This window comes from Listeria ivanovii subsp. ivanovii (assembly GCF_900187025.1).
GTDB lineage: Bacteria > Bacillota > Bacilli > Lactobacillales > Listeriaceae > Listeria > Listeria ivanovii.
Genome location: NZ_LT906478.1, coordinates 58,142 through 79,798, shown reverse-complemented (window position 1 = coordinate 79,798; position 21,657 = coordinate 58,142). Strand labels below are relative to the sequence as shown.

General features: G+C 37.3%; 17 protein-coding genes, 1 tRNA gene and 3 pseudogenes. 1 reads left to right on the top strand and 20 read right to left on the bottom strand.

Annotated features, from left to right (window positions below):
* Nucleotides 1-229: 229 nt before the first annotated feature.
* The 5 genes from CKV67_RS00365 to CKV67_RS00345 all read right to left on the bottom strand — a co-directional run bounded on the left by CKV67_RS00365 (nt 230) and on the right by CKV67_RS00345 (nt 4,203).
* Nucleotides 230-1,525, bottom strand: a complete 1,296-nt coding sequence (locus tag CKV67_RS00365; RefSeq protein ID WP_025279685.1) for a GW domain-containing glycosaminoglycan-binding protein — start codon at nt 1,523-1,525, stop codon at nt 230-232.
* A gap of 244 nt (nt 1,526-1,769) precedes the next feature.
* Nucleotides 1,770-2,384, bottom strand: coding sequence for a hypothetical protein (locus tag CKV67_RS00360; protein WP_014091638.1), 615 nt, complete (start codon nt 2,382-2,384; stop codon nt 1,770-1,772).
* Nucleotides 2,385-2,407: 23 nt separating this feature from the next.
* Entirely contained in the window at nt 2,408-2,929 is a 522-nt protein-coding gene (locus CKV67_RS00355) for a matrixin family metalloprotease (protein ID WP_014091637.1), read from the bottom strand.
* 173 nt (nt 2,930-3,102) lie between these two features.
* Nucleotides 3,103-3,175 (bottom strand) — tRNA-Lys (locus CKV67_RS00350).
* Between the two features lie 83 nt (nt 3,176-3,258).
* Nucleotides 3,259-4,203: an NAD(P)-dependent oxidoreductase gene (locus CKV67_RS00345; protein WP_014091636.1), complete on the bottom strand. Its 945-nt coding sequence runs from the start codon at nt 4,201-4,203 to the stop codon at nt 3,259-3,261.
* A gap of 129 nt (nt 4,204-4,332) precedes the next feature.
* Between CKV67_RS00345 and CKV67_RS00340 the strand changes: the two genes are divergently transcribed.
* Nucleotides 4,333-4,971: a pentapeptide repeat-containing protein gene (locus CKV67_RS00340; protein WP_014091635.1), complete on the top strand. Its 639-nt coding sequence runs from the start codon at nt 4,333-4,335 to the stop codon at nt 4,969-4,971.
* Between the two features lie 19 nt (nt 4,972-4,990).
* Here the strand turns inward: CKV67_RS00340 and CKV67_RS00335 are convergent, their stop codons facing one another.
* The 15 genes and pseudogenes from CKV67_RS00335 to CKV67_RS00270 form a co-directional block, all read right to left on the bottom strand.
* Entirely contained in the window at nt 4,991-6,043 is a 1,053-nt protein-coding gene (locus tag CKV67_RS00335) for a bifunctional transcriptional activator/DNA repair enzyme AdaA (RefSeq protein WP_014091634.1), read from the bottom strand.
* Complete coding sequence (locus CKV67_RS00330) at nt 6,040-6,813, bottom strand: isocitrate lyase/PEP mutase family protein (protein WP_014091633.1); 774 nt, start codon at nt 6,811-6,813, stop codon at nt 6,040-6,042. Before CKV67_RS00330 ends, CKV67_RS00335 begins: the two co-directional genes overlap by 4 nt.
* A gap of 168 nt (nt 6,814-6,981) precedes the next feature.
* A pseudogene (locus CKV67_RS14940) lies at nt 6,982-7,062 on the bottom strand (hypothetical protein); the annotation flags it as partial.
* Between the two features lie 383 nt (nt 7,063-7,445).
* The gene (locus CKV67_RS00325; protein WP_014091632.1) at nt 7,446-7,769 is read right to left on the bottom strand and encodes an Imm59 family immunity protein; all 324 of its coding nucleotides are present in this window, start codon (nt 7,767-7,769) and stop codon (nt 7,446-7,448) included.
* Nucleotides 7,770-9,620, bottom strand: coding sequence for a glycohydrolase toxin TNT-related protein (locus CKV67_RS00320; RefSeq protein WP_014091631.1), 1,851 nt, complete (start codon nt 9,618-9,620; stop codon nt 7,770-7,772).
* Nucleotides 9,621-9,634: 14 nt separating this feature from the next.
* On the bottom strand, nt 9,635-9,967 hold the full coding sequence (locus CKV67_RS00315) for a hypothetical protein (protein ID WP_014091630.1): 333 nt from the start codon (nt 9,965-9,967) through the stop codon (nt 9,635-9,637).
* Entirely contained in the window at nt 9,968-10,669 is a 702-nt protein-coding gene (locus CKV67_RS00310) for a DUF5081 family protein (protein WP_014091629.1), read from the bottom strand.
* Nucleotides 10,666-10,965, bottom strand: a complete 300-nt coding sequence (locus CKV67_RS00305) for a WXG100 family type VII secretion target (protein WP_014091628.1) — start codon at nt 10,963-10,965, stop codon at nt 10,666-10,668. The genes CKV67_RS00310 and CKV67_RS00305 overlap by 4 nt, the downstream gene beginning before the upstream one ends.
* Nucleotides 10,958-11,338, bottom strand: a complete 381-nt coding sequence (locus tag CKV67_RS00300) for a hypothetical protein (RefSeq protein WP_014091627.1) — start codon at nt 11,336-11,338, stop codon at nt 10,958-10,960. The genes CKV67_RS00305 and CKV67_RS00300 overlap by 8 nt, the downstream gene beginning before the upstream one ends.
* Nucleotides 11,339-11,357: 19 nt before the next feature.
* On the bottom strand, nt 11,358-15,854 hold the full coding sequence (gene essC, locus CKV67_RS00295) for a type VII secretion protein EssC (protein ID WP_025279683.1): 4,497 nt from the start codon (nt 15,852-15,854) through the stop codon (nt 11,358-11,360).
* Nucleotides 15,855-15,867: 13 nt separating this feature from the next.
* Nucleotides 15,868-16,946, bottom strand: a pseudogene (gene essB, locus CKV67_RS00290) (type VII secretion protein EssB).
* A gap of 137 nt (nt 16,947-17,083) precedes the next feature.
* Nucleotides 17,084-17,335 (bottom strand): EsaB/YukD family protein, encoded by a 252-nt coding sequence (locus CKV67_RS00285; RefSeq protein WP_014091626.1) that lies wholly within the window; start codon nt 17,333-17,335, stop codon nt 17,084-17,086.
* Nucleotides 17,336-17,352: 17 nt separating this feature from the next.
* Nucleotides 17,353-17,865 (bottom strand): type VII secretion protein EssA, encoded by a 513-nt coding sequence (gene essA, locus CKV67_RS14935; protein ID WP_014091625.1) that lies wholly within the window; start codon nt 17,863-17,865, stop codon nt 17,353-17,355.
* Between the two features lie 2,628 nt (nt 17,866-20,493).
* Nucleotides 20,494-21,045, bottom strand: a pseudogene (esaA, locus tag CKV67_RS14930) (type VII secretion protein EsaA); the annotation flags it as partial.
* Nucleotides 21,046-21,191: 146 nt separating this feature from the next.
* Nucleotides 21,192-21,485 (bottom strand): WXG100 family type VII secretion target, encoded by a 294-nt coding sequence (locus CKV67_RS00270; protein ID WP_012984597.1) that lies wholly within the window; start codon nt 21,483-21,485, stop codon nt 21,192-21,194.
* Nucleotides 21,486-21,657: the final 172 nt, after the last annotated feature.

Here is a 21,657-nt window from a genome sequence, read left to right as displayed (position 1 = left end):
ATTCATATAACAAAAGTTAACATTTTCTGATATAAATAGTTTTTTACAAAAAGAGGCACGGAATTCACTATATTGATACTAAAATTTTAACTAGTTTTGACTTTTTCTATTTGCTAAATTAAATAATGACAAAACAAAGACCCTGATACTTAAATCAAGGTCTTCCTTCCTTTTTACAAAATCCTTCTAACTATTTTACTAGTGATTTCATGTGATTTGGTCTTTGTGTTCACTGTGGATTTTCCTCCATATTTTTTTTAAAACATGCTGGCCAAATGCCGACTACTTCATTTGTATCGGGATTAACAAAAACGGAAGTCCCTGTTATTGGGTTAATATATTCGACACTTCCTTCTTTTGCAGGATTTGGTGTATTTATTAATGCACCTAAAATTTCTTTAAACGTAATAGATTTTCTACCTGATTTAAAGAGCGAATTGAAAGCATGTTGGTTTAGTTTTTTTCCATCAGGAAATCCATTCTTTAATATTTGTTCAAATTGAATTCTTCTTGAATTTAATAACTGACAACTTTCACCTTCCTTAGGATCTTTAACCTCTTCTAATTCCCCTTTAGGTCCTCGATGAAATATCGTTAGTGCAGATGCTTCTACCCAACCGATTTTATCTCCGGCTACACTAAATTGATAAAAGGTACCGCTTGTCGTTTTTGCTTCTCTTATAATGCGTAAGTCTTCCCCTATAAAGCTACAAATATTCCCTACTATTTTCGAACCTTGAGTTTTATAAGGGTGCGACCAAATATCATGTGTGCTCCCTGATTTAATACGGCCTATAGCTCTGTGGGCTTTATTATATTCGATAACGTCATACTCACCTAATGGCTGTATTACTTTGCCAGAAAAATTAGCTTCTGCTTCTCCAATTTTGACTAAATAATTAAAGCTATAACTTACTTCGTTTAGATACCCTGACAAATTCCACACTAAATTAGGTTTCATATAAACCCCATTATCACTTATAAAATATGGCTTAATCAAACTTCCTGATAATTTTCGTACTATATTTGGAATAGTAATATGTTCCTGAAACTCTAATGGCGTATTTTTATAAACCTGACCAAATAAATATAATGTTTTAAGATTTTTCAATTCCGCTAAACTTCTAACGTCTATTATCTTATTACCAGCTAAATACAATTCCTCTAATTCTTTCAGATTAGCCAATGGTTTAATATCTATAATTTCGTTTCTGGTTAGTATAAATGCTTTTAGTTTATTTAAAAATTGGGTCCCTTCTATAGTTTTTATTCCTAATTGTGCTCCATCAACCCTTTTTACTTCATCCAATTCACTTTGAGTCACTTCATCGGTTACACTCATTTTCCCTAAAGTATCTTTCATTACTTCAGCTAAAGCAGGATCTGGAAAAAGTTGATTAATAGGCGCGGGACTTGTAATGCTTTCTGCTTGTACTTTTGTTCCCGTGCTCAAGTTGATACACATACTTCCAACAATAATTAGCATGATGACTAACAAATTTTTTAACCACTTATTTTCTCTCATTATTTTTCCCCCTCAATACTACAAATTTCATAAAAGAACTTTATGCACATCTTATTAAAAAAACATTTTGTTTATATACTATTTTAAAAACAAAATAATCTGATTTTCTATAACAAAAGTGTTTAAACAAGCTATATTGATATTAAAATTTCACAAACAAAAAAGCTCTCAAACGTAGTGTTTGAGAGTCACTCAAAGAAGATAATAGCATCTATAAACGTTGCTATATATTTGCATTTTCTTTTTATTGATTTTCTGCTTCTTTTATTTCATCATCGTACACATCTAGCGCTTCAGATTGAACTTCATTGATTTCTTTTTCTATTTCAATATTGTCTTGGCCATATAATTCTGTTTCTTTGTTGCTGTCAATATTTACTTTTCCAAAATTAACGCCTAAAGGAATATAATAAGCATCCTCTGGATCATAAGACAGAAACAACATATAAGTTTCATTATTTTCCATTTTTTCATAACCAGCTATGTGATAGGTCGTATTAGTTTCCTCATCATGTCCTTCATTTTCGTAAATCGGTATGATTGAATCTTCTTCTAAATTTTGATTTGTCTTATCTTTTATTACTTTAGATACTTTAAAGTCAGACATTCTATAAACTCCTATAACACCGCCTGTAGCTTCCCTCTCTATTTGAGATTCGCCACGCTTATCAAGCCGCCCTAATACAATTGCATCACTAGCATTTTTCAACTCATCTCCATTGTCAAAACTGGGCGTTTTTGCTTCAACAGCAACTTCAGAAAAATGTTTTGGTTTCATTTTTTGATAAACCATGTATCCTCCTAGACTTAGTAAAAGAACTGCAATAATACTTATAATGGTTATTTTTTTTCTATTCATAATAAAATCCTCCCGTTTTAAAATTAATATTTTGCGTTTATACCCTTTTTATCATCAGATAGAGGATATGCTTTTCCATTAAACTTCAGAGTTCTCATAACGGAGATTGAATCATTTTTGCTCTGAGTATGTGATAATCCAATCGCATGACCTACTTCATGAACTACTGTTTCTCTTTTATTAGCAGCACTAAGACTCTTAAATGGTTTAAAATATTTAATTGTAGCGCTTTGCCTTGATGTATAGTAAGTTATCGCATAAGTACCCGACCCACTATTTACATATGTATTCTTTATTTGCACTCCAACTGCTCCAATACTCCTACTTACCTTAACTTGACTTCCTGAGTAGTTCCACTTAGTCGCATAACTCATGTATCCATCCATTTTTGCTTTAATAATTGACGAATCATTGAAATAATTAATATGCTTTGGATTTGGCATTCGTTGTTTATTGAGAACATAAGCACTTCCACTTGCAGGATTCAAAAATAAACATACTAGTAAAATTACTAACAAAACAAGTACCGATTTCTTTTTATTCATTTCTTAGCTGCCTCCCTTTAATATGCTCTTTTTTTCATACTGTTATTTTCTCTTTTATACGCAATATGTATCCGCTTACAAATTTAATGTTACACTAATATTACAAATGTGTCAAATTGATATGATAACAAAAAAGAGCCTCCGCATATAGCGAAAACTCTAGCACTCTAAGATGGGTTGTGAGGGGTTCGAACCCACGACCCGCTGATTAAGAGTCAGCTGCTCTACCAACTGAGCTAACAACCCGTCGTATTCCGACAAAAAATATTATACCATAATTCAGTAAAAATACATAGCCGCAACTTCTTACTACGGCTATGTTTTCTTGCTTAGTAAACCGAATGAATAGGAGCTTTTCCAGCTAAAACAGCTTCGACATTCGAAATTGCCATTCGTCCCATTTCAGTGCGAGTTTCGACAGTTGCATTACCAATATGTGGGGTCAAAACTACATTATCTAACTCTCGTAACGCTGCTCCAATTTTAGGTTCAAATTCAAAAACATCTAAAGCTGCTCCAGCTATCTCTCCACTTTTCAAAGCATTTATGAGCGCAACTTCTCCTACAACCGGTCCACGAGCAGCATTGATCAAAAATGCGCTAGATTTCATCATTTGGAGGGTTGTTTCATTGATTAAATGTTTTAAATCAGGATTGTAAGCCGCATGAATTGTCACCACATCACTACGCTTTAACAATTCCTCTTGACTAACAAATTCGGCATTGTAGTCTTTCGGGTTATGCCCAGAGTAAATAATTTTCATTCCAAAAGCAGCTGCTCGTTTTGCAACAGCCTGACCAATCCTACCTAAGCCGATTATTCCAAGGGTTTTTCCACTTAATTCTGTACCTAAAAAGAAAGTCGGTGCCCAGCCTGTAAATTCCTCTGGCGTTTCGCGGCATAAACGGTCTCCTTCTGGAATTCTGCGTGCGACTGCCAAAATGAGCCCAAGCGTTAACTCAGCGGTTGCTTCAGTTGAAACATCTGGAGTGTTCGTTACAGCAATTCCTAATTCTTTCGCCTTTTTCACATCGATATTGTCAAAACCAGCACCAATATTCGCAACAATTTTAAGCTTTTTCGCTGATTCGAGAACTTTTGCAGTTATTTGCGTCGAAAGCGGGCAAATAATTGCGTCCACAGTTGCCACCTTTTTCATTAGTGCATCCTCTGTCAAATCTTCTTCACCTATAGCAGTTTCCACTTGCCACCCTTCAAGAGCTTCCATTGTTTCTGATAGTAATTTACCCGTTACTAAAACGCTTGCTGTCATTTCGCCACTCCTCCAATACCATTTTTCGACTAAATTCATTGTAAGCCGTTTTTTAGGAAAGGTAAATGATTTTTCGGCCCTTTTCCAAACAATATGCGTTATAATAGAAGCGAAAGCGAGGTAAGAAAAATGAAAAAAATTACTGCGCCGCGGATTCCGGATGGGGATTTGGTGGTCTATCCAGACGATACATATATGATTGAAGATATCGGGGAAATTACAGAAAAAATCTTCAAAAGAACAACGCTAACTGGAGAAATTTTCGAACATTTTAATTTAGAAATAGTTGTATTTGATGGTTGTGTGTTTGATTCTGTCTCTCTTGTAGGTGTAAATTTAACCGATGTGATTTTCCGAAATTGCGACTTGTCAAATTTAGATTTGATGGGTGCTGTTATCCACCGAGTTCGGTTTGAAAATTGTAAGTTAATCGGAGTGAATTTCAGTGACGGCACACTTAGAAATTGCGTTTTCACTGATTGTTATGCGGACTATATAGCCTTTCGTTATGCCAATTTAAAATGGGTTTCGTTTGAATCTGGCGCTTATACGAATAGTGATTTCAGTGGTGCGCAATTAGTGGATACATACTTAGAACGTCTTGACTTGAACAAAGCACAGTTTTTAAATTGTGCACTGAGCGGTGTTGATATTAGCACTTGTATTTTTGAGTCTATCACTGCCTTGCCGCAAGATTTAAAAGGCGTGAGTATCGATTATTCGCATGCGCCGGCTTTAATGCCGTTATTTGGAATTCGGGTAAAATAACGAAAAAGATGGCTCCGTTTTATTTCGGAACCATCTTTTCATGTTTAATCAACCATTCTTTCCGAGCAAGCCCACCACCATAACCACCTAGCTCACCGTTACTATTAATAACTCTGTGGCACGGGACAATTAGCGAAAGTTGATTCGTACCATTCGCCCTTGCAACAGCCCGACTTGCAGTAGGTTTACCAAGCTTTTCCGCAAGAGCTTTATACGAAACCGTCTCACCAACTGGGATTCGTCGTAATTCGTTCCAAACACTTTGCTGGAAATCTGAACCAATATAGCGAATCGGTGTTTTAAAGTCCACTAACTCCCCATCAAAATATAGCGCCAATTCTACTTCAATTCGCTTGATAACATCCGTCTTTTCAGGCGAAATTACTGCTTTTAATCGTGTGCGCAATTTTTTTATCTCTGTTTCCAAACCTTTTCGATCAACAAATTCTAAAAGTAATAAATGCTCATCATCTGCAATCGCAAGCATCGAGCCAAGTTTCGTCTCAAGCCAGGCGGAATATAAAATGGTGATTTCTTTTGATTTATGTGGAACGTTTCCCATCGTTTTCGAAAAAGCATCGCGAAAGCCATTTCCTGATTCATAGCCACTAGCCATCTGCGCATTTATGATTGAATCACCATTTCGAATGTGTTTAAAGGCAAGTCCCAAGCGACGCGACCGAGCATACTCAATAAATGTCATCCCAAATTGCTTCTGAAACTGGCGCCGTGCCGTATTTGCACTGATAGATAGCCCATCAAAATCCTTATCCGTCCATTTCTTCTCAGGATTTTGCTCAATCGCATCGACAAGCAATTTCACAGCTGGCGACGTCTTGGTTGGGTTCGAGAGCGGTTCACAACGTTTACAAGGCCGATATGATGCTAGAAGTGCTTCTTTGGCTGTACTAAAAAACTCACAATTAGCTTTCAACGGCTTTTTCGCCGGACAAGTTGGTCTGCAAAGTATCCCCGTTGTCTTGACACCAACAAAAAACACTCCTTCATAATTCGAGTTTTTCTCTACTAACATCTCGTAATATTTATCAATATCCCTCGAATTGGTGATCATATTATTTCCACTCCTCCGAAAATCTTTTCTGCCGCTTGTTGAATTGCTAATTTAGCCTGAAAATAACTATTTGGCCCGTAACTTATTCTTTTTACGCCGATTTCTGTTAGTTTGGCAGTTGAAACCATTCCGTCCATTAGCATGACATTGACTGGTAGCGGAGATTTCTCGACAAAAGTACGGATTAATTGTGGCGTTAGTAACCCTGGGATGAAAATCGAATCTGCGCCTGCTTTGGCGTATGCTTTTGTTCGTTTGATTGCTTCATTTACTAGTGCTTCTGTCTCTTTTCGTCCTTGGAAGAAGATGTCCGTTCGTGCATTTATAAATATATTCGTATTTCTTTTAGCTACCGTTTGTTTTATTGTCTTGATTTTATCACAATATTCCTCCGTGTTACATAATGCGGGATTGGTAGCCTTGATGAGTTGGTCTTCTATATTTATACCAGCTATTCCAATTGAAAGTAGGCGTTCAGCGTTTTTGGCGAGTTCATTAAGATTTTCAGCATAACCACTTTCGATGTCTACGGTTAGCGGGAGTTGTGTATTGGCTGCAATTCGTGATAGAACTTGGAACATTTCGTCAAAAGTTAGTTGCTCACCGTCTGCCACTCCAAGGTTTTCTGCGATAGCGTAACTGATTGTCGCCATGACTTTTGCTCCGCCTGCTTGTATCGCTCTAGCAGAACTAACATCCCAGCAGTTATATAAAATTAATGGTTCCTTTTTTTGGTGTAGAGATTTTAATTTTTCATCGTTTTTTGTCATTGCTTTTCCACTCCTATTGTTAGAATAGGTTTACTATAAATGAATTTTCAAATCACTATACCAGGAGAATTAACACCGATGTTGAAAAATAAAACACGACCTTTTCTGAATTATTCAAGACAACTCCAATTGTTCGGATTTTAATTCAGCAAACTCATCGGAAATTTAGAATAAATGGGGCATGGGCTCGCTTGCTTTGCCTTGTTTGTATAGTTTTTGGTATTAGTTGATATGGTTGACGTCGTGCTCAACATTTTGCAAGATGACCGTTCCAATATATTTCTTTTATTGTAGCTTTAGTAGCTCAAGCAAATCAAAAAGACTACTATTATAGATAAAAGTAAAATCCTACTCATTTTAACTACTTTTTTATCCAAGAAAAATAATCTGAGATGCTTTCTTTTTTCTCAGATTATTTTCTCTATCTAGATTTTTCTAAGCTTGCTTTCTTTTATTTTTAAGATTCAGTAAATCGTATAATATTTCTTTGTAATCTTGGGTTTTATAATTTAATTCTATACCATATTCTTCAATCATTTTTTAAAGTACGTATATTTCCATGTGAAATTAACCAATACTTTCGTTCCCATCATTAAATCTGGGTTATCATCGCATGTTATATATCTCATTCACTAATTATTCCATAATGAACATGGATAACTTGGGATATCTCCATCTTGAATAGCTAATCTATTTGATAAAACCATTAGCTCTAATAATCTGAAAAATTTATTCTTAGCACTTTCATAGTCATTAAATTTATACTTACCTACAATAGAGGCACGTTCATGAGTGGTATAGACTTCATAATACGATTCTTTATATTCAATTCTTACTTGATATTCTTCTTTATTATTTTCTTCTCCTTCAAATATAGAATATCTTAATTTTTCTAATCCTTGTGAATAAATTGTCTCCTCAATAGTCTTTCTTTGTTCTTTTAAATATTCAAGCACTTATTTGACCTCCCTTACTAATTGTAATACCTCATACCAACTCACTGACGTTTCAAGCTGAATTTGAGTTCCTCCGCCCGCTCCAAAAACTTTTGCTATCTCGCCTTGTTGAGGATTTGCTAAATCAGCTAAAGTGAATTGAAATTGTTCCATAACAATGTCTAATCTATCTCTAAGATTTTGAGATAAATTAGTATAAGCTTCTGTTACATTTTTTATATTTATATCTTTAAGTACTTCATATTGGAAATAAGGTCTAACACTCTCAGGATACGGCAAACCTCTTGTGTCATAATCTAAAATTTGTCCTGCTTCTACTGGACTTGTGAATCTTCCACTTGAGTCCCCATATCTGTCAATAATTTGTCCTGCTTTCAAGTTCGCATCCACCGTAATAGCTTTACCAGTCTCATCTATCACAAATCCATTCGCTTTTGGCCATTTAATGTCCCCTGCTTCATCTAGAAAATCTGGTGAACGAACTAGTGTCCCGTCTTTAGCTTGGAAAGCAATTTCTCCATTGTCTAAGGTGATTTTCTTCGGGGTGAATTTCTTTTCCACTTCCCTTATTATATCATCCGTGTCACTCCCTTTGATATTCAAATCATCCATCTTACTCATCATATCCCGGAGTTTCTTCTGAGCAGCGCTTGTTCCTCCAGCAGCTGTTTGGACGGGAATATCATCGCCCACACCAGCGAATGCCAGGCGTTCTCTCGGAGGTATCTGGAAGGTTTCTTTGGCTTTGGACTGGATGGTTTTGGCTGCCTCGCCTATATCGTTTAGATCATTTGTTAATTTTTTCTTGGTCGCCTGCATCGCGTCGTCTGCGACTTTTTTAACGTTAGCGATACGCAGGTCTAAAGCTTGTTTTCCAGCTTGAATGCCATTATCAATCGTTCCTTTGAATGATTTTCCTGCATTTTTGATGGCGAGCTTCCCACCATCGAGTAGGTCGTCTCCGACTCGCAATATTTTGGAACCTGCACTAGCGATTTTGGTGCCGGAACTAAAGGCTTTGACTCCTGGTATAATATCGAGTAAGGCAAATCCTCCTCGGAGCACGCGTTCCTGGTCGCTTAGTTCTCGGCCGGATATCCAATCTTTTCCAGTAACTGCTGAAGAGGCTTCTAGTGCGCCAAATCCTACTCCAAGTGCTAATCCGGCTGGTGGGCAGACGATACTTACGCCCACAATCACCACGGCGGCAACGATATTGACCCAGAACTCTTTCTCTTCTTGTTCGTCTTGGACGGATTTATAATCAAACGCACGAGTATGTAACATCCCCATTTTAAAGTCGGCTTCGCTGACTTTCTGGTCTGGATTTTCATGCTTCCACGCTTCATATTGGAGGGTCATTTGGTTGGCGTAGAAATTGTCCCCATTCATCAAGTCTTCGATGGTCGCACTTTCTTTTACCGATTCAATCACTTGGGGTTGATTACTGTACGAAGACATATACGTTTGTGTCGATTTAGCCCCAATGCGGTTTGTAGTTGAGTACGTCGTGATACTCAAATTTTGCATCCCATCCACAAAGGCATCTAACTTTTCATAAAAAGGTTGGTCTACCAGCGTTTCCATCTTTTCTCCCGCGTGGCAGCTGAATTGATACAGCACCTTTAAGTCTTCCTCGATTTCCCCGTACTTGCTTCGATGGTCGGTATGTTGGAAATGAATCGCGTGATCGGTGTCTAAGTCACGGATATCCTCTTCCGCATTCTCCATATTTTTCGACACCTTTTCTAAATGATTAAATAGACCCCCAAACCAATTGGCTGCATTAAATGGAGCTAGGGCACTTTTGGCTTCTCGCCAGTCGTCTTCTCGGTAGTTTACGTCTTTCATTCAGCTGGCCTCCCTTATATTTCTAATGCTGCGATGATTTTTTCTGCAATATCTCTGTCTGCATCTACCATGGTTTGGAGTATATCGAATACAACAGAAGATGCCATATTGTATTGGTCTTGTAACTCCATCACTCGTTCATTTGCCTCTGGTACTTTTTCCATCGCTTTTTTTGCTTTTCCTTTGGTTAAATACTTGTTTGCTTTTAACTGTTTTACTGCTGGCTGGATGGTGCCTTCAAATTCATTGGCAATTGCGAGTAACTCTTTGGCAATATGCGTCATTTCATCTGGGTTGATATCTATGGTGGAAGCGGCTCCTGCGCCGCCCATTGTTTGTTGTGCCATCTATTTGTCCTCCTTATACGGAAATGCAAGCTCATCAAATAATAATTTTAGTAAAGCATACTGACTCCCTTGATAATAAGCTTCATTTACGACATCCACCATAATTAGTTTGTTTTCCATCTCAAATGATAGATACTGCTTATAGAAAGCCGGATTACTTGCTTCTTGCGTTTTTTCTTCTAAGTGAAAAAATTCCATACTAATAAAATTCTTCTCTGGATTAAAAACCATTGCCCGTTTTCGTTCTTCGTTTGTTAATTCTTCTTTTAAAAATTCCGTTTCCTTTGGACCAGGTTCTCTGCTAATAATGGGGAAAAGTTCTCTCATCATCGCTAGCGCATGGATTTTATTCATTCGCTCAAACCGATATTCTTTTTGTGGTTTTATTTCTATCATTACCAGTACTTCATTCGATGTTTTTTTAGGAAAAGCAAACATTAATTGATTGAGTCGGACATATTTTGTGCTTTGATAATATTCAACTAGTGAGTCAATCAAGAAGCCCCCACCATCTGTTAAATTTCCAGAACCATCTAAAACACCTTTATTCTTAAGCATTTCAAATCCTTCCGCAAAAACATCTTCGCCTTTTAACAGATAAGTTATCTTGTCTGGGATTCCAAAGATATGTTTTACTTCAAAAGGCGCAAGTAACAAATATAGTTCTACGGGTGTAAAAGTATCTACCATGCTTACTGTCATAACCTCTTCACATCCTTGGAGTAGGAAGTGTTCTCAAAATCTTCCACATAATCTTCTAATGCGTTCAAAGCTTTCTTTTGCTTTTTAAAGTTTTTCTTTACGTCCGCATGGTACTGTTCAATTAATTCCATGAAAGTAAGAAAAGCATCCCGTGATTTACCACTCCAAGAGGCACCTTCTACATAAGAAATAACTGATTTGCATTTTTTATGTGTTGCTTCCAGGCTTTTTTCCACAATGACGGCTGATTTTTTGGCTTCGGCGACTTTGGCCGCATCAATTTTCACATTACCCATTTTTCCTTTTCTCCTCCCGCTCTTTCTTCGCTTGCTCGGCTTTTTCTTCTTTTATTGCTAATGCTTTATACTCTAGATATTTTCTATAAGCTTTATCAATGGCGCTTTTCAAACTGGCGCGCTTATCTTTTTCTTTGTCTATATACTTTTCCAGTTGCTCTAATACTTTCTCGTTTTTATCTACAAATGGATTTGCAGGAATGCCTTTGCTTGGCATATCAGGCATTCCTTTTTTATAAGCACTCAAATCACTTTTTACTTCTGCCATTTTTTCATCATGTTCTTTGAGAGCATCTTTTAAATAGTCATGTAATTTATCATAGTCATCTCGTTTTTTTTCAGTAGGTGATTTGGCAAAATCGAATAGGCCCATATTTAATTCCTCCTTTCAATTATTGGTTTGGCGCAATAAGCTTAATTTTCTCGCACTGCCCTTGTTTAATGTAATAAGCTTCATATGGTGCGAGCATCTGCTCTTTATAGATAGTATTAATCAGGCTAAGGACACTTTGATCACTAACTCGTCCTAGTAAAATCCCTGTTTTTTGTTTTCGTAATTCTCCAGAAATCTCATCTCTCGCTCTGTAAAGAATTCCTGTTTGACTTCCGGTAACAAAATAAATTCCTAGTCTTGGTCCGTTTTCTATTAGTTTCACTATATTTTTCCGAGCCTCCGCAGACATTTGTTCAGCACTATAAATACTATCTGTTAGCACAATGTACATTGGACGCAATTCTTCCACGTACATTCTCAAGGTTACATCGCCACCTGCTGCACGTTGGATTTCTTTCCATCCATCTTCTCTCGCTTCTAAAACACTAATCAATTGTTCGGAAACTAAATTCATTGCGTCATCGTCGCCTGCATAAATATTTACATTATTTTTATATCGTTGGAATCTGTTAGAGGAATTGTCATATAGGGCAATATCGACTTCCATATTTTGCCCCATTAATTCGACTAATGAGACCATTGTTCGTTCTAAAATATCCGCATTATCCGTCAGAACTAAGGTATTACCATCTGTTCGTACATCTAAATTAACTGGTAAAACGTATTCAAAATCTACAGCAATCGGAGTTTTACCTTTTGAAATGGCACTTTGAACTTGTTTGTTTTTCAGATAATCCAACATATGGATTACTTCTGGAACCATTGGAATTGGCTCTGGCACCATACCTTGCCAAGCTTTAGCCATTTCTTCACTTTCTGTTTGGATTTTTTCAATAATATCAAGTGTTCCTTCTCCACAAACTGGTAGAGCTGTTTGGAAAACGGTTGGTTCTTCTAATTTGACTAATCCTCTACCAGGCAATTCCTCACTAGTTAAATCTGTTTTTCCAACAATACTTCTAGCTTCTCCGTCTTCAATCATAAATAATGGAACTTGATGTTTTATACTCGCGAGCATTTGCACTCGAATAGCATTTTGCCTTACTGCACTGATAACTAAATGAATTCCTACACTTGCCCCTTCACGTGCTATTTGTGCAATTAATTTCTCAAATACTTCTTTGTAAGGCGCCTCGCCAACCGAATCAAATGCATCAATCACAAGTAAAATAGTTGGAACTTCTTCCTTACTCGCTCTTTCATACATCGAGATATTTGCTACACCATATTGACTTAGCTTTTGTTTTCGTTCTTTTAATTCTTGTGCTAAACGACGGATAAGCTTTCCGATTTTAATTTCCTCATCCACCATAATGGTATCCGCAACATGTGGTAAGCCTTTTAGTGGTAACAACCCATTCGTCCCTAAGTCCAATAGATAAATATGCAGTCTTTCTGGATTGTGTTGTCTTGCTAAATCCATCGTTACGGTTTGTAAGAATGTCGACTTTCCGTAACCTGGACTTGAGAATACAGCTAAATGTCCATCTTTAGCTAAATCAATCGTTAATGGCTCTTGTGCCTGCATTTGTGGAATATCAAGAAAACCAATTGTTGCTTGAAGTGGTTGTTTTTCTCCATGCCATAAGTCTTCTCTGTTCACTGGGTGTAGTTCTGGTAAGAAAATTTCTTCTTCCAAAGGCGGCAACCACGGTCTCGGCAGTGCCTCAATCCCAACCTCCTCCGTATACGCATGAATATGATCAATTACCGCATCCAGTTCGCTCGGTAGTTTCGTCAAATCATCTTTCTTATCCAAACCACTCAAATCTTCTGTCAAAATATCGTACTGACCTAAATCATTTATCGCATAAATGGTTGTATCAATATAATCTGTGTTTTCCTTATCTGGCACGTAGTCTGCACCGCTCCATGCACTTTGGAATAACTCATAAATCTCGTTATTCCCCACTTGTAAATACGAACGTCCTGGCAACGTGATTTCTGCTGCATCGGGTGTTTTCAAAATTTCATTCGAGTCGCTCGCATTTTGTACTTTGAGCGCTAGTTTGAATTTCGAGTTGGACCAGATTTGGTCATCTACCACGCCGCTTGGTTTTTGGGTCGCTAAGATTAAATGGATGCCAAGGGAACGTCCGATACGTACGGTCGAAACGAGTTCTTTCATAAATTCTGGTTGTTCGGATTTTAATTCGGCAAACTCATCGGAAATAAGGAATAGATGGGGCATTGGCTCGGTTGCTTTGCCTTGTTTGTATAGTTTTTGGTATTGGTTGATATGGTTGACGTCGTGCTCCCCAAATAACCGTTGCCTTTTCTGCAATTCGGCTTTGATGGACGCAAGCGCACGCATCGACTGGGCGCCGTCCAAGTTGGTAATGGTTCCAAGTAAATGCGGCATATTTTTAAACAAGTTCGCCATTCCGCCGCCCTTGTAGTCAATTAGTAGGAAAGCGACTTCATAGGGATGAAAATTGACGCCAAGGGAGATAATATAGGACTGAATAATTTCTGATTTACCAGAACCAGTCGTCCCAGCAACCAATCCATGCGGTCCGTGTGCTTTTTCATGTAAATTCAGCTGCACGATATCGTCTTTCCCACGAAGTCCTAGTGGGACAGCGAGGCTCTTATAGGTTTCATTTTTTGCCCAACGTCCGGCAATATTTAATTCCTCCACGCGCTCTACCCCGTACATTTCCAGGAAAGTAACGGCCTCTGGGATCGAGTTTTTTAAGTTTTGTAAGTGGTTAAGTGGTGCAAGAGCCCGACTAATGACTTCTTTGTCAAAATCAGCAGGCAAATGGTCTGGTACGAATGCACGATTGACTAAATCGCCTTGCTCCAAAATAATGTTTCCGCTTTTAGCATCACGAATATCGACAACTGTCTTCACGTGTTCTGGCAAGCTTTCCATGACGTCTTGCACGAAAACTAACGAAACACCTAATTCACTTGGATCTTCATTGAAAAATTCCATGACCGTATGATCTAGAATTAATTTTTCATCCGTAATTAATACTACATAATGTGGACTAAAATAGAGTTGTTCTTGTTTGCTAGTTTGCTCCGTTAACGTTTGTTTCCGCTCTTTTAAAATTTGGTAAAGTGAATTGAGCACTTGGTCGCGCGAACGTTCATGATAAACGAAGCCGCGAACATTCACATCGCGCATATTCGCATGTGGCAACCAACGCATCCAATCCCAATCGGCTTTTTCTTCTTCCGGGAAAATCGTAATAAATTGTAAATCATAATAACTATGGAAAAGGGACGTTTGCATCACTAACATTTGCAGTTGTTCAAGAACTAAGTGACGTGGCCCAATATAGCCGACTGGTCCATGCATCAAATCTGTCGCTACTGGAACCTCTTTAATCGATAAATATTGCCCTTTAATTTTCACTGCTTCTTCAATAAGTTCATCTTTTTCTTGGCTAAATTCTTCTTGTTGAAATTCCACAGAAAAACTACTGGATTCATCGCCGTAACCAACACGGAGAGTTAAGAAATCGTGATGAAACATGGTTTTTTCATAAATGCGCGAATCCACTCGTAGTGCCATTTTTTCCAGTTCTGTGACATTTGGATAATGGTAAGTTAATGCATGTCGTTGTTTTTCGCTGGTTTCATGCAATTCTTTCGTTTTTCGTTTTAAATAAAGGTCATAACTTTCCAACCGTTGTTTTGAGTCTTCTTTATATTTTTTGCGTGATTTTATATAGTTAATAATCGCCATTGTAATCGTTACTGCTGACATGGCGATTGTCATGATAATATAAAGTCCCCGCGGTTGAAAAATCGAAATCATTACGGTAATTGCAACCATAATAAGTGGTGGCAAAATAATTTTAATCAGTCCATCTGTTGGTTTGGAAGGCTTGCTTGACGGTTTTGCCATGTTGATTTTTTCTTCCGGTGCACGGTAAATAATCCGCGGAGAGCGGTGATAATCTGGATAGTCTTCACCGAATGCATTGTCCGCAGCAAATAACGGCGCTAATTTGCTCGTCACACGATTTTTTGCAGCTAGCATACTGATATCTTCTTTTCCAATTGTAATCGTCACACCGTCCGTATAAAGCTGGTCACCAGGTTCTAACGTACAACTCTTTGTCACTAAAGAAAAATTATGATAAATTTCGCCATAAAACACTTGTAATTCAAACTTCTCCGCCTTTGAGTCACGCAAAAGTAGAAAATCTGATTTAGTTTCATCGATCGTAACATCATTTTCCGTTCCATCCCCAAAAGCTACCGAAAGATTGGTTACAACATCATAAACTTGTGTATGCAAATCTTGACATAGATAAAACGCTAACTTCTCTACTTTTACAGCTTCATTTACTTTAAGCGCCGTAGTCCCAGCATTCCAAGTATCTTCACCGTACTTAACTTCAATCGCTTCACCAAGTTCAGGATAGGTAATTTCATGTTCGATGGTATTGCCAATTGTCACGACTTTTTCAGGAGACAACTGGTGTTTATGGCATTGTTGCCCGTTACTAACAATTAATAAAGCCTCTCTATTCATGATTCATTCTCCCTTATTTTGCTTCTGTATTTGTTGATTCATCTGTTTCTGTTGCTTGTTCATTCAACTTGTCGTCATACTCTTTCAAACTATCTTCCAGTGTTTTTAATTTCGCTACTTTTTTGTCGCCGCTTAAAGTGGTATCGCTTTGTACTTGTTCAATTTGTTTTGTTAAACTATACATTGCTAGTGACGGATCATCTAAAAGTTTCGCGATATCAAGTGATTTACTAAACTCCCCACGACCGTTATAAATCCAATAAAGTAAGTTTTGTGGGTCAGATTTCAAACTAATCGTACGCAGGATGTTTTCTTTTTTCTTATCGCTCATTTTTTCACCATTAACATAGGAATAGGCTAATTCGTACTGCACGGATTGTGGCATTTTTGCCGGATCAACATCTTCCAAACCAGTAATCACCTTGTCGTAGTCTGTTTTCAAGAAATTCTCATTAGCAGTTAGCAAATCGTTTTGGAGCGGTACTTTCACAAACGCAAAATAACTAACTGGAATCGCAAGTAGAATCGCTACAATGATAAAACCAACTGCTAATCCTCTAAAAGTCCCGTATTTTTTTTCGGTACCCGAGTCATATTTCTTTGAACTGCTTTATTTTCTTTCACATACGCTTCTTCTAAAATCGTCGCAATGTCTTGAATCGTTTTCGCATCCAAGATACTTTTCTCGAATTGCGTTCCTCTCGCACTAGTCAGCGAGCCATTATACAAATTGTCAAACGAATATTTTTTGGAAAACATTGCAATCACAAAACATTGATATTGTTTAAAAAAGGTTGCTTCCGTTAATTCATATGGTGGTAAAATATTTTTAATCCCACGATGAACAATGCGAGGAACTAAATTTATATCAAAAATCAAGTTATCCGGATGTAAGAAAAAAGTATAACGAGTATCTAACAACTCACTTAAATCCACGATATTTTTTAGTGCACGCAATTTATCTTCACGTTCCATTTTTCTAATTTGTTCAAATCCATATGTATATTTGTCGATATCATAGGAGATAGTGTACGAATCACTGTCACTTGCAATCTTTGCCGGCACAAAATGGGCAGCAGGTTTTTCTAACAATTCTAGTTGCGCAAGTTCTTTTGCATGGGTTTTCGATTTAGGGAATGTAATACTTCACACTAAATCCTCATAAGTAAAATCGTAGGCCGTTCCATCCATTTCAGTTGTTTTATTCATCGATTTCATTCTCCTTTTTTCTATAAAATTTCTAAAATATCGCCGTCAGCAATTTGAAAGTTAGTTAGTTTATCGTCATCGCTTAGTAAAATCGCTTTATTGGTCGTTTTGATAGTGCATTTTGATAAATCTTGGTACTCAATTTTTAGCGTCTCTGCCAAATTAATAATTAGTGCCTTGATTGGTTGATGCACTGGGATACGCAGATCATATTTACCCGCGCCCCAATTTGTAAAATCTACCGTCACATTCATATGTGTATCTTTAGCCATGTTATGTTCCCCGCTTTCTATTCAAAAACATTTCGCGCAGCTACATAAACCCCACCTGCAAGTGCCACAAGCGTTCCCGCAATTGCTCCGCCAACTGTTTTTTGTTTTGTTTTTTTCGTCCCATCTTCCACACTATTTGTTGCAGTAACCACTGTTTCACCCGATACAGCTGTCTCATAATCTTCCGAGAACAACTTTTCTTTAGTTGCTCTTACCGTTTCACCTGCAGTCGGTTCTTCTTCAAACAATGAGTCTTTAATCCGCTCATACTCCGCTTTTTCGGACGCTTTTTGCTTTTCAATCTTTTCATCCATTTCATCCGTAAAAAGGGGAATACCTTTTTTATCCAGTTCCGTTTCTTTCATATCTTCTTGTTCTTTTGCCTTTTCTTCATCTGTTTTTTGCAGTCTATCTGTTTTAATCTCCATTTTCCCACTGTTCTCGAGATAACTATCTGAATCTGTGGCAAGCACTCCAGGAGCAAAAGCAAAACAGATTAATATAAGAAATAACGCGATTTTAAATTTCATCCAAATGCTCCTCCTCTTTTGCTTCATTTTTAGCACGGTGCCAATCAAACTATACACAATCACAATATAATCTTGTTGCATATTTAAAATACCGTTTAGTAATTGCTCCATATATTGTAGTGGCGAAAAAGTTCTAAATGTCGCAAATACAGATTCGCTGTCGATGTTAAGCCCAACTGCATCTGTTAAGAATAGATATAGACTCAAAATAAGTAGGATTATCGACATCCCAATCATATTTAACTGTCGTAATAAATAGGAGAATGCCGTAACAAGCACCATCATAATTAGTACACAAACTCCAATCCACAGGAACATTCCGACCTCACCGATACCAAACACAAAACCTGACACTGCGCCGATAACAAGTCCCTCAATAACTGCCACACAAATCATTAAGAACGTAATTGGGATGTTTTTAAGAGCAAGCGACATTTCTTTCTCAAAGTCATTGAGCTGTTGCCGTTTCTTCTCTTGATGCGAAATAACATAACTAGTAAAAATCGCGAGTATCGTACAAACTAAAATCATAAAGTACGGCATCGATTTATCCCCTGCCACAATAGTCCCCGCATTCATCTTATCTACCGGACTACTCAAGAAACTGTAGAGGCTTTCGTTTTGTCTATCACCAATACGGCTATTATCCATGACTTTCGCAAAATTCTTCTGGAAAGTTTCATCGTCTTCTAGTTTTTTAGCTAAATCATCAGACAGCGTAGATGCCTCTGTCACAAGTGTCTTTCCGCTTTTTTGAATATTTTTCGCTTCATTATCAATCGCATCGAATGTTTTATAAACCACCTCTGCCGACTTCAAATTACCTTCTGACGTTCCCGCAAGCGACTCACTTTCTGCTAAAAGGCCTGCAAACTCAGAACTAAGCGATAAAGCCATCGTTCCTTCTTCACCAGACTTTTCGACCACAACGCCATTTTCAGTGATTAAATTATTACTTGCAGCACGCCACGCTTCCAAGTTCTCAAGCGTTAGTGCTAAGTTAGTATTCAAGTTAACGGCTTCCTGCGTCGTCTCGTTCAACCCTATAGTCACATCAACGGACCTAGCATCCGCTTCTGCCATAACAAATTTATAATCAGCAATTCGCTGTTCAAAAGCGGTTATTTTTTTCGAATAATCTGCTACAAATCGATCTGTTGTAAGATTAACAAAACTTCCAATAATATCTTCTTTATTGAAAATATAATAGTAGGAAGAAGGTTTTGCCGAGTTTTCTAAGTTGACTTCATAATTGCTAAAGTCTGGCATTTGAGCGAAATTATTTGCATCAATTCCGTAGTATAAGTCAAACAGAACTTGTAGTTTATAGTACTCTTTTATTGTGTTTGTAATTGCTTTTACGGATGACTTAGTTTCATTAAGGTAAGTTGGTTCAATGATATTAATGAGCTGCACTTCTTTTCTAACTAATACCGGATCCTCACCCGATGTATCCGAATCTCCCTCTTGTTCGAGACCTTCTATAGGAATAACTGGTAACTCGCCTGATTCAGTGTCTTGTTTTTCATATTGCTGTAAAGCCGCATTCCAATTCACAGCGCCTACCAAAGGAACACTAACTCCCTCTCTTAATTTGGCCGTCCCAGTAATCTTAATTTCCACTGGAGCTTCTACAGCCGGCAAAATAAATTTTAGTCCATTTTCGCCATAAGGTTCTTGTTGAACTAATTCGCTTTGTCCTTCCGCATTCATCATACAAACAGCATTTTCTAAAGTGAAATTTTTATCTATCGTAATAAAAACCTCAGAATTATGTTCACTTACTGGTAGCGTATAGGACTCACTTTCAAGTGAAACACCTTCTGACTTCAATCTATTAATCGTGTCACTTTGAAGCGTGTCGATTGGCAATATCTTTCTATCATTAGTAAACCTGAAATCATCACCAAAAGCACTACGATGACTGCTATAGTACTCTTTGGATAGTGTCACAATATTTTTATACATCGATTCATCAAGGCCGATTTCAGCTAATTGCTCTGTATTATAAGTTGGTAAAGCTTTGATTTCCTTTACTAATCGCTTGTTAAAACCTTCATTAATATCTTCACCGGTCAAATCTTTCAAATCAATTTCGTTTAATTTATCCGAATACTCATTTTCCTGCAGAATTCGTAGTAAATCTCTGGAAACAGCTGTCCGGAAATCATCATTAAGTGCTGCCTTAATTTCTTCATCTATTGCATTAATTCGCACATTCGTATCAGCAATATAGTTTTGTAAGCCTTGCGTTTGGGATAACAGTGTATTGTTGTTTCCCATGATTTGGAATTCTGTCGTCATATGCGCATTCGCTTGTTCTAATGCGGCTGTTTGCGCTCGAATATCATCTGCCGAAAGAGAACCATCAAACTTCTGCAAGTTTTCCGTGAATGTTGCTTCAAAAGGCATATTTAGCTCTTGCATTTTTGTGAAAGCGTCCATGTTAGTCATGTGTGTTGCATTTTCTTTTTTAGCTAGATTTAAGCTTTCTTCAAAGTTCTTCATGATATCTTGGAAACCTTGGAAGCTATCTTTGGAAGTTCCTGTATAATCTTGAACCGTTTTAAACTGTTCTGTATAGCTCGATAACGGTTTATTTACGTCTTTGTTATAAGTAGCATCATATTCTTTCTCTTCTTTCACTAGCTCTCCGATATTATCTTGCGCTTCTTGTAAGGTAGTTAGAATGCTCGCAAAATAAACATCAATAATACGCTTGTTGAAATCTTCCAATACAGTGGCCGCCGTTTTCTCTGCCTCTGCTTTCAAATCGCTATTCCCTACATCATTTACTTTGTAGCTAATCGTCACTTTTTCTGGGTTATTAGACGTCATTGATAATGCTTTTTCAGAAAAGTCACTTGGAATAACTATCATCATATTGTATACATCTCGTTTTAAGCCACTTTCTGCAACTCCGCGACTTACAACGTACCATTCATGCTGATCATCTTTTTCAATACTTTTAACAAATTGATTACCAAATTCTACTTGTTCACCTTGAAACTTGGCACCTTGATCTTCGTTTACGAGCGCAATAGTCATTTTATGCGCTTTTTCATTGCCATCTGCTGCTTCTTTGTTTGATCCCTGATTTAATGCTAAGTACGTAATCCCGGCTGATAAAAAGATTGCCAAGACTAAAAAGAGTAAAATACTCCATTTTACTTTCTTCATTCATGTCCCACTCCCGCTGTGTCTTTTTTTATAGGAATACCAACTGTGGCATCTGCTTTCTATTTAGAAAAAGCCATGCAAAAAACTGCATGGCTTTTCGTAAAGCATCAGACTATTTTTGTATGTATGCTTCACTTTTGTTGATTTTAGAATCCGAAATTTTGAGAAAGTTGTTGATCGTGCTCTTCTACTGCGTTTGCTGTCTTCTCAAGTTGATCATTAATTTGATCCATTAAGTTTGCGAATTCAGTAACTTTTGGTTTTAATTGCTCAAATTGATCATCAAAACGTGCAAAAGCTTGCCCTTCCCATTCACTGCGAAGTTGGTCTTGCAATTGGCTTAAACGGCTTAAGATATCCTCAATGTCTCTACCACTTTGACCGTAAGTTTTAGCGCGATCACGTAATTCACTTGGACTCATACGAATTTGACCTGACATTCACTTCATCTCCTCTTATTATCTATTGTGAATATAATATCACTCTCAAATTATACCATGAATTCACAAAGTGAAATGTGACAATTAAATGAATAAAATGGCTAAAAATCAACACAAATAAGTATTTTTCCGGAATTACCATTTTGATAAAAAGAGGTTTTTTTCACATAAT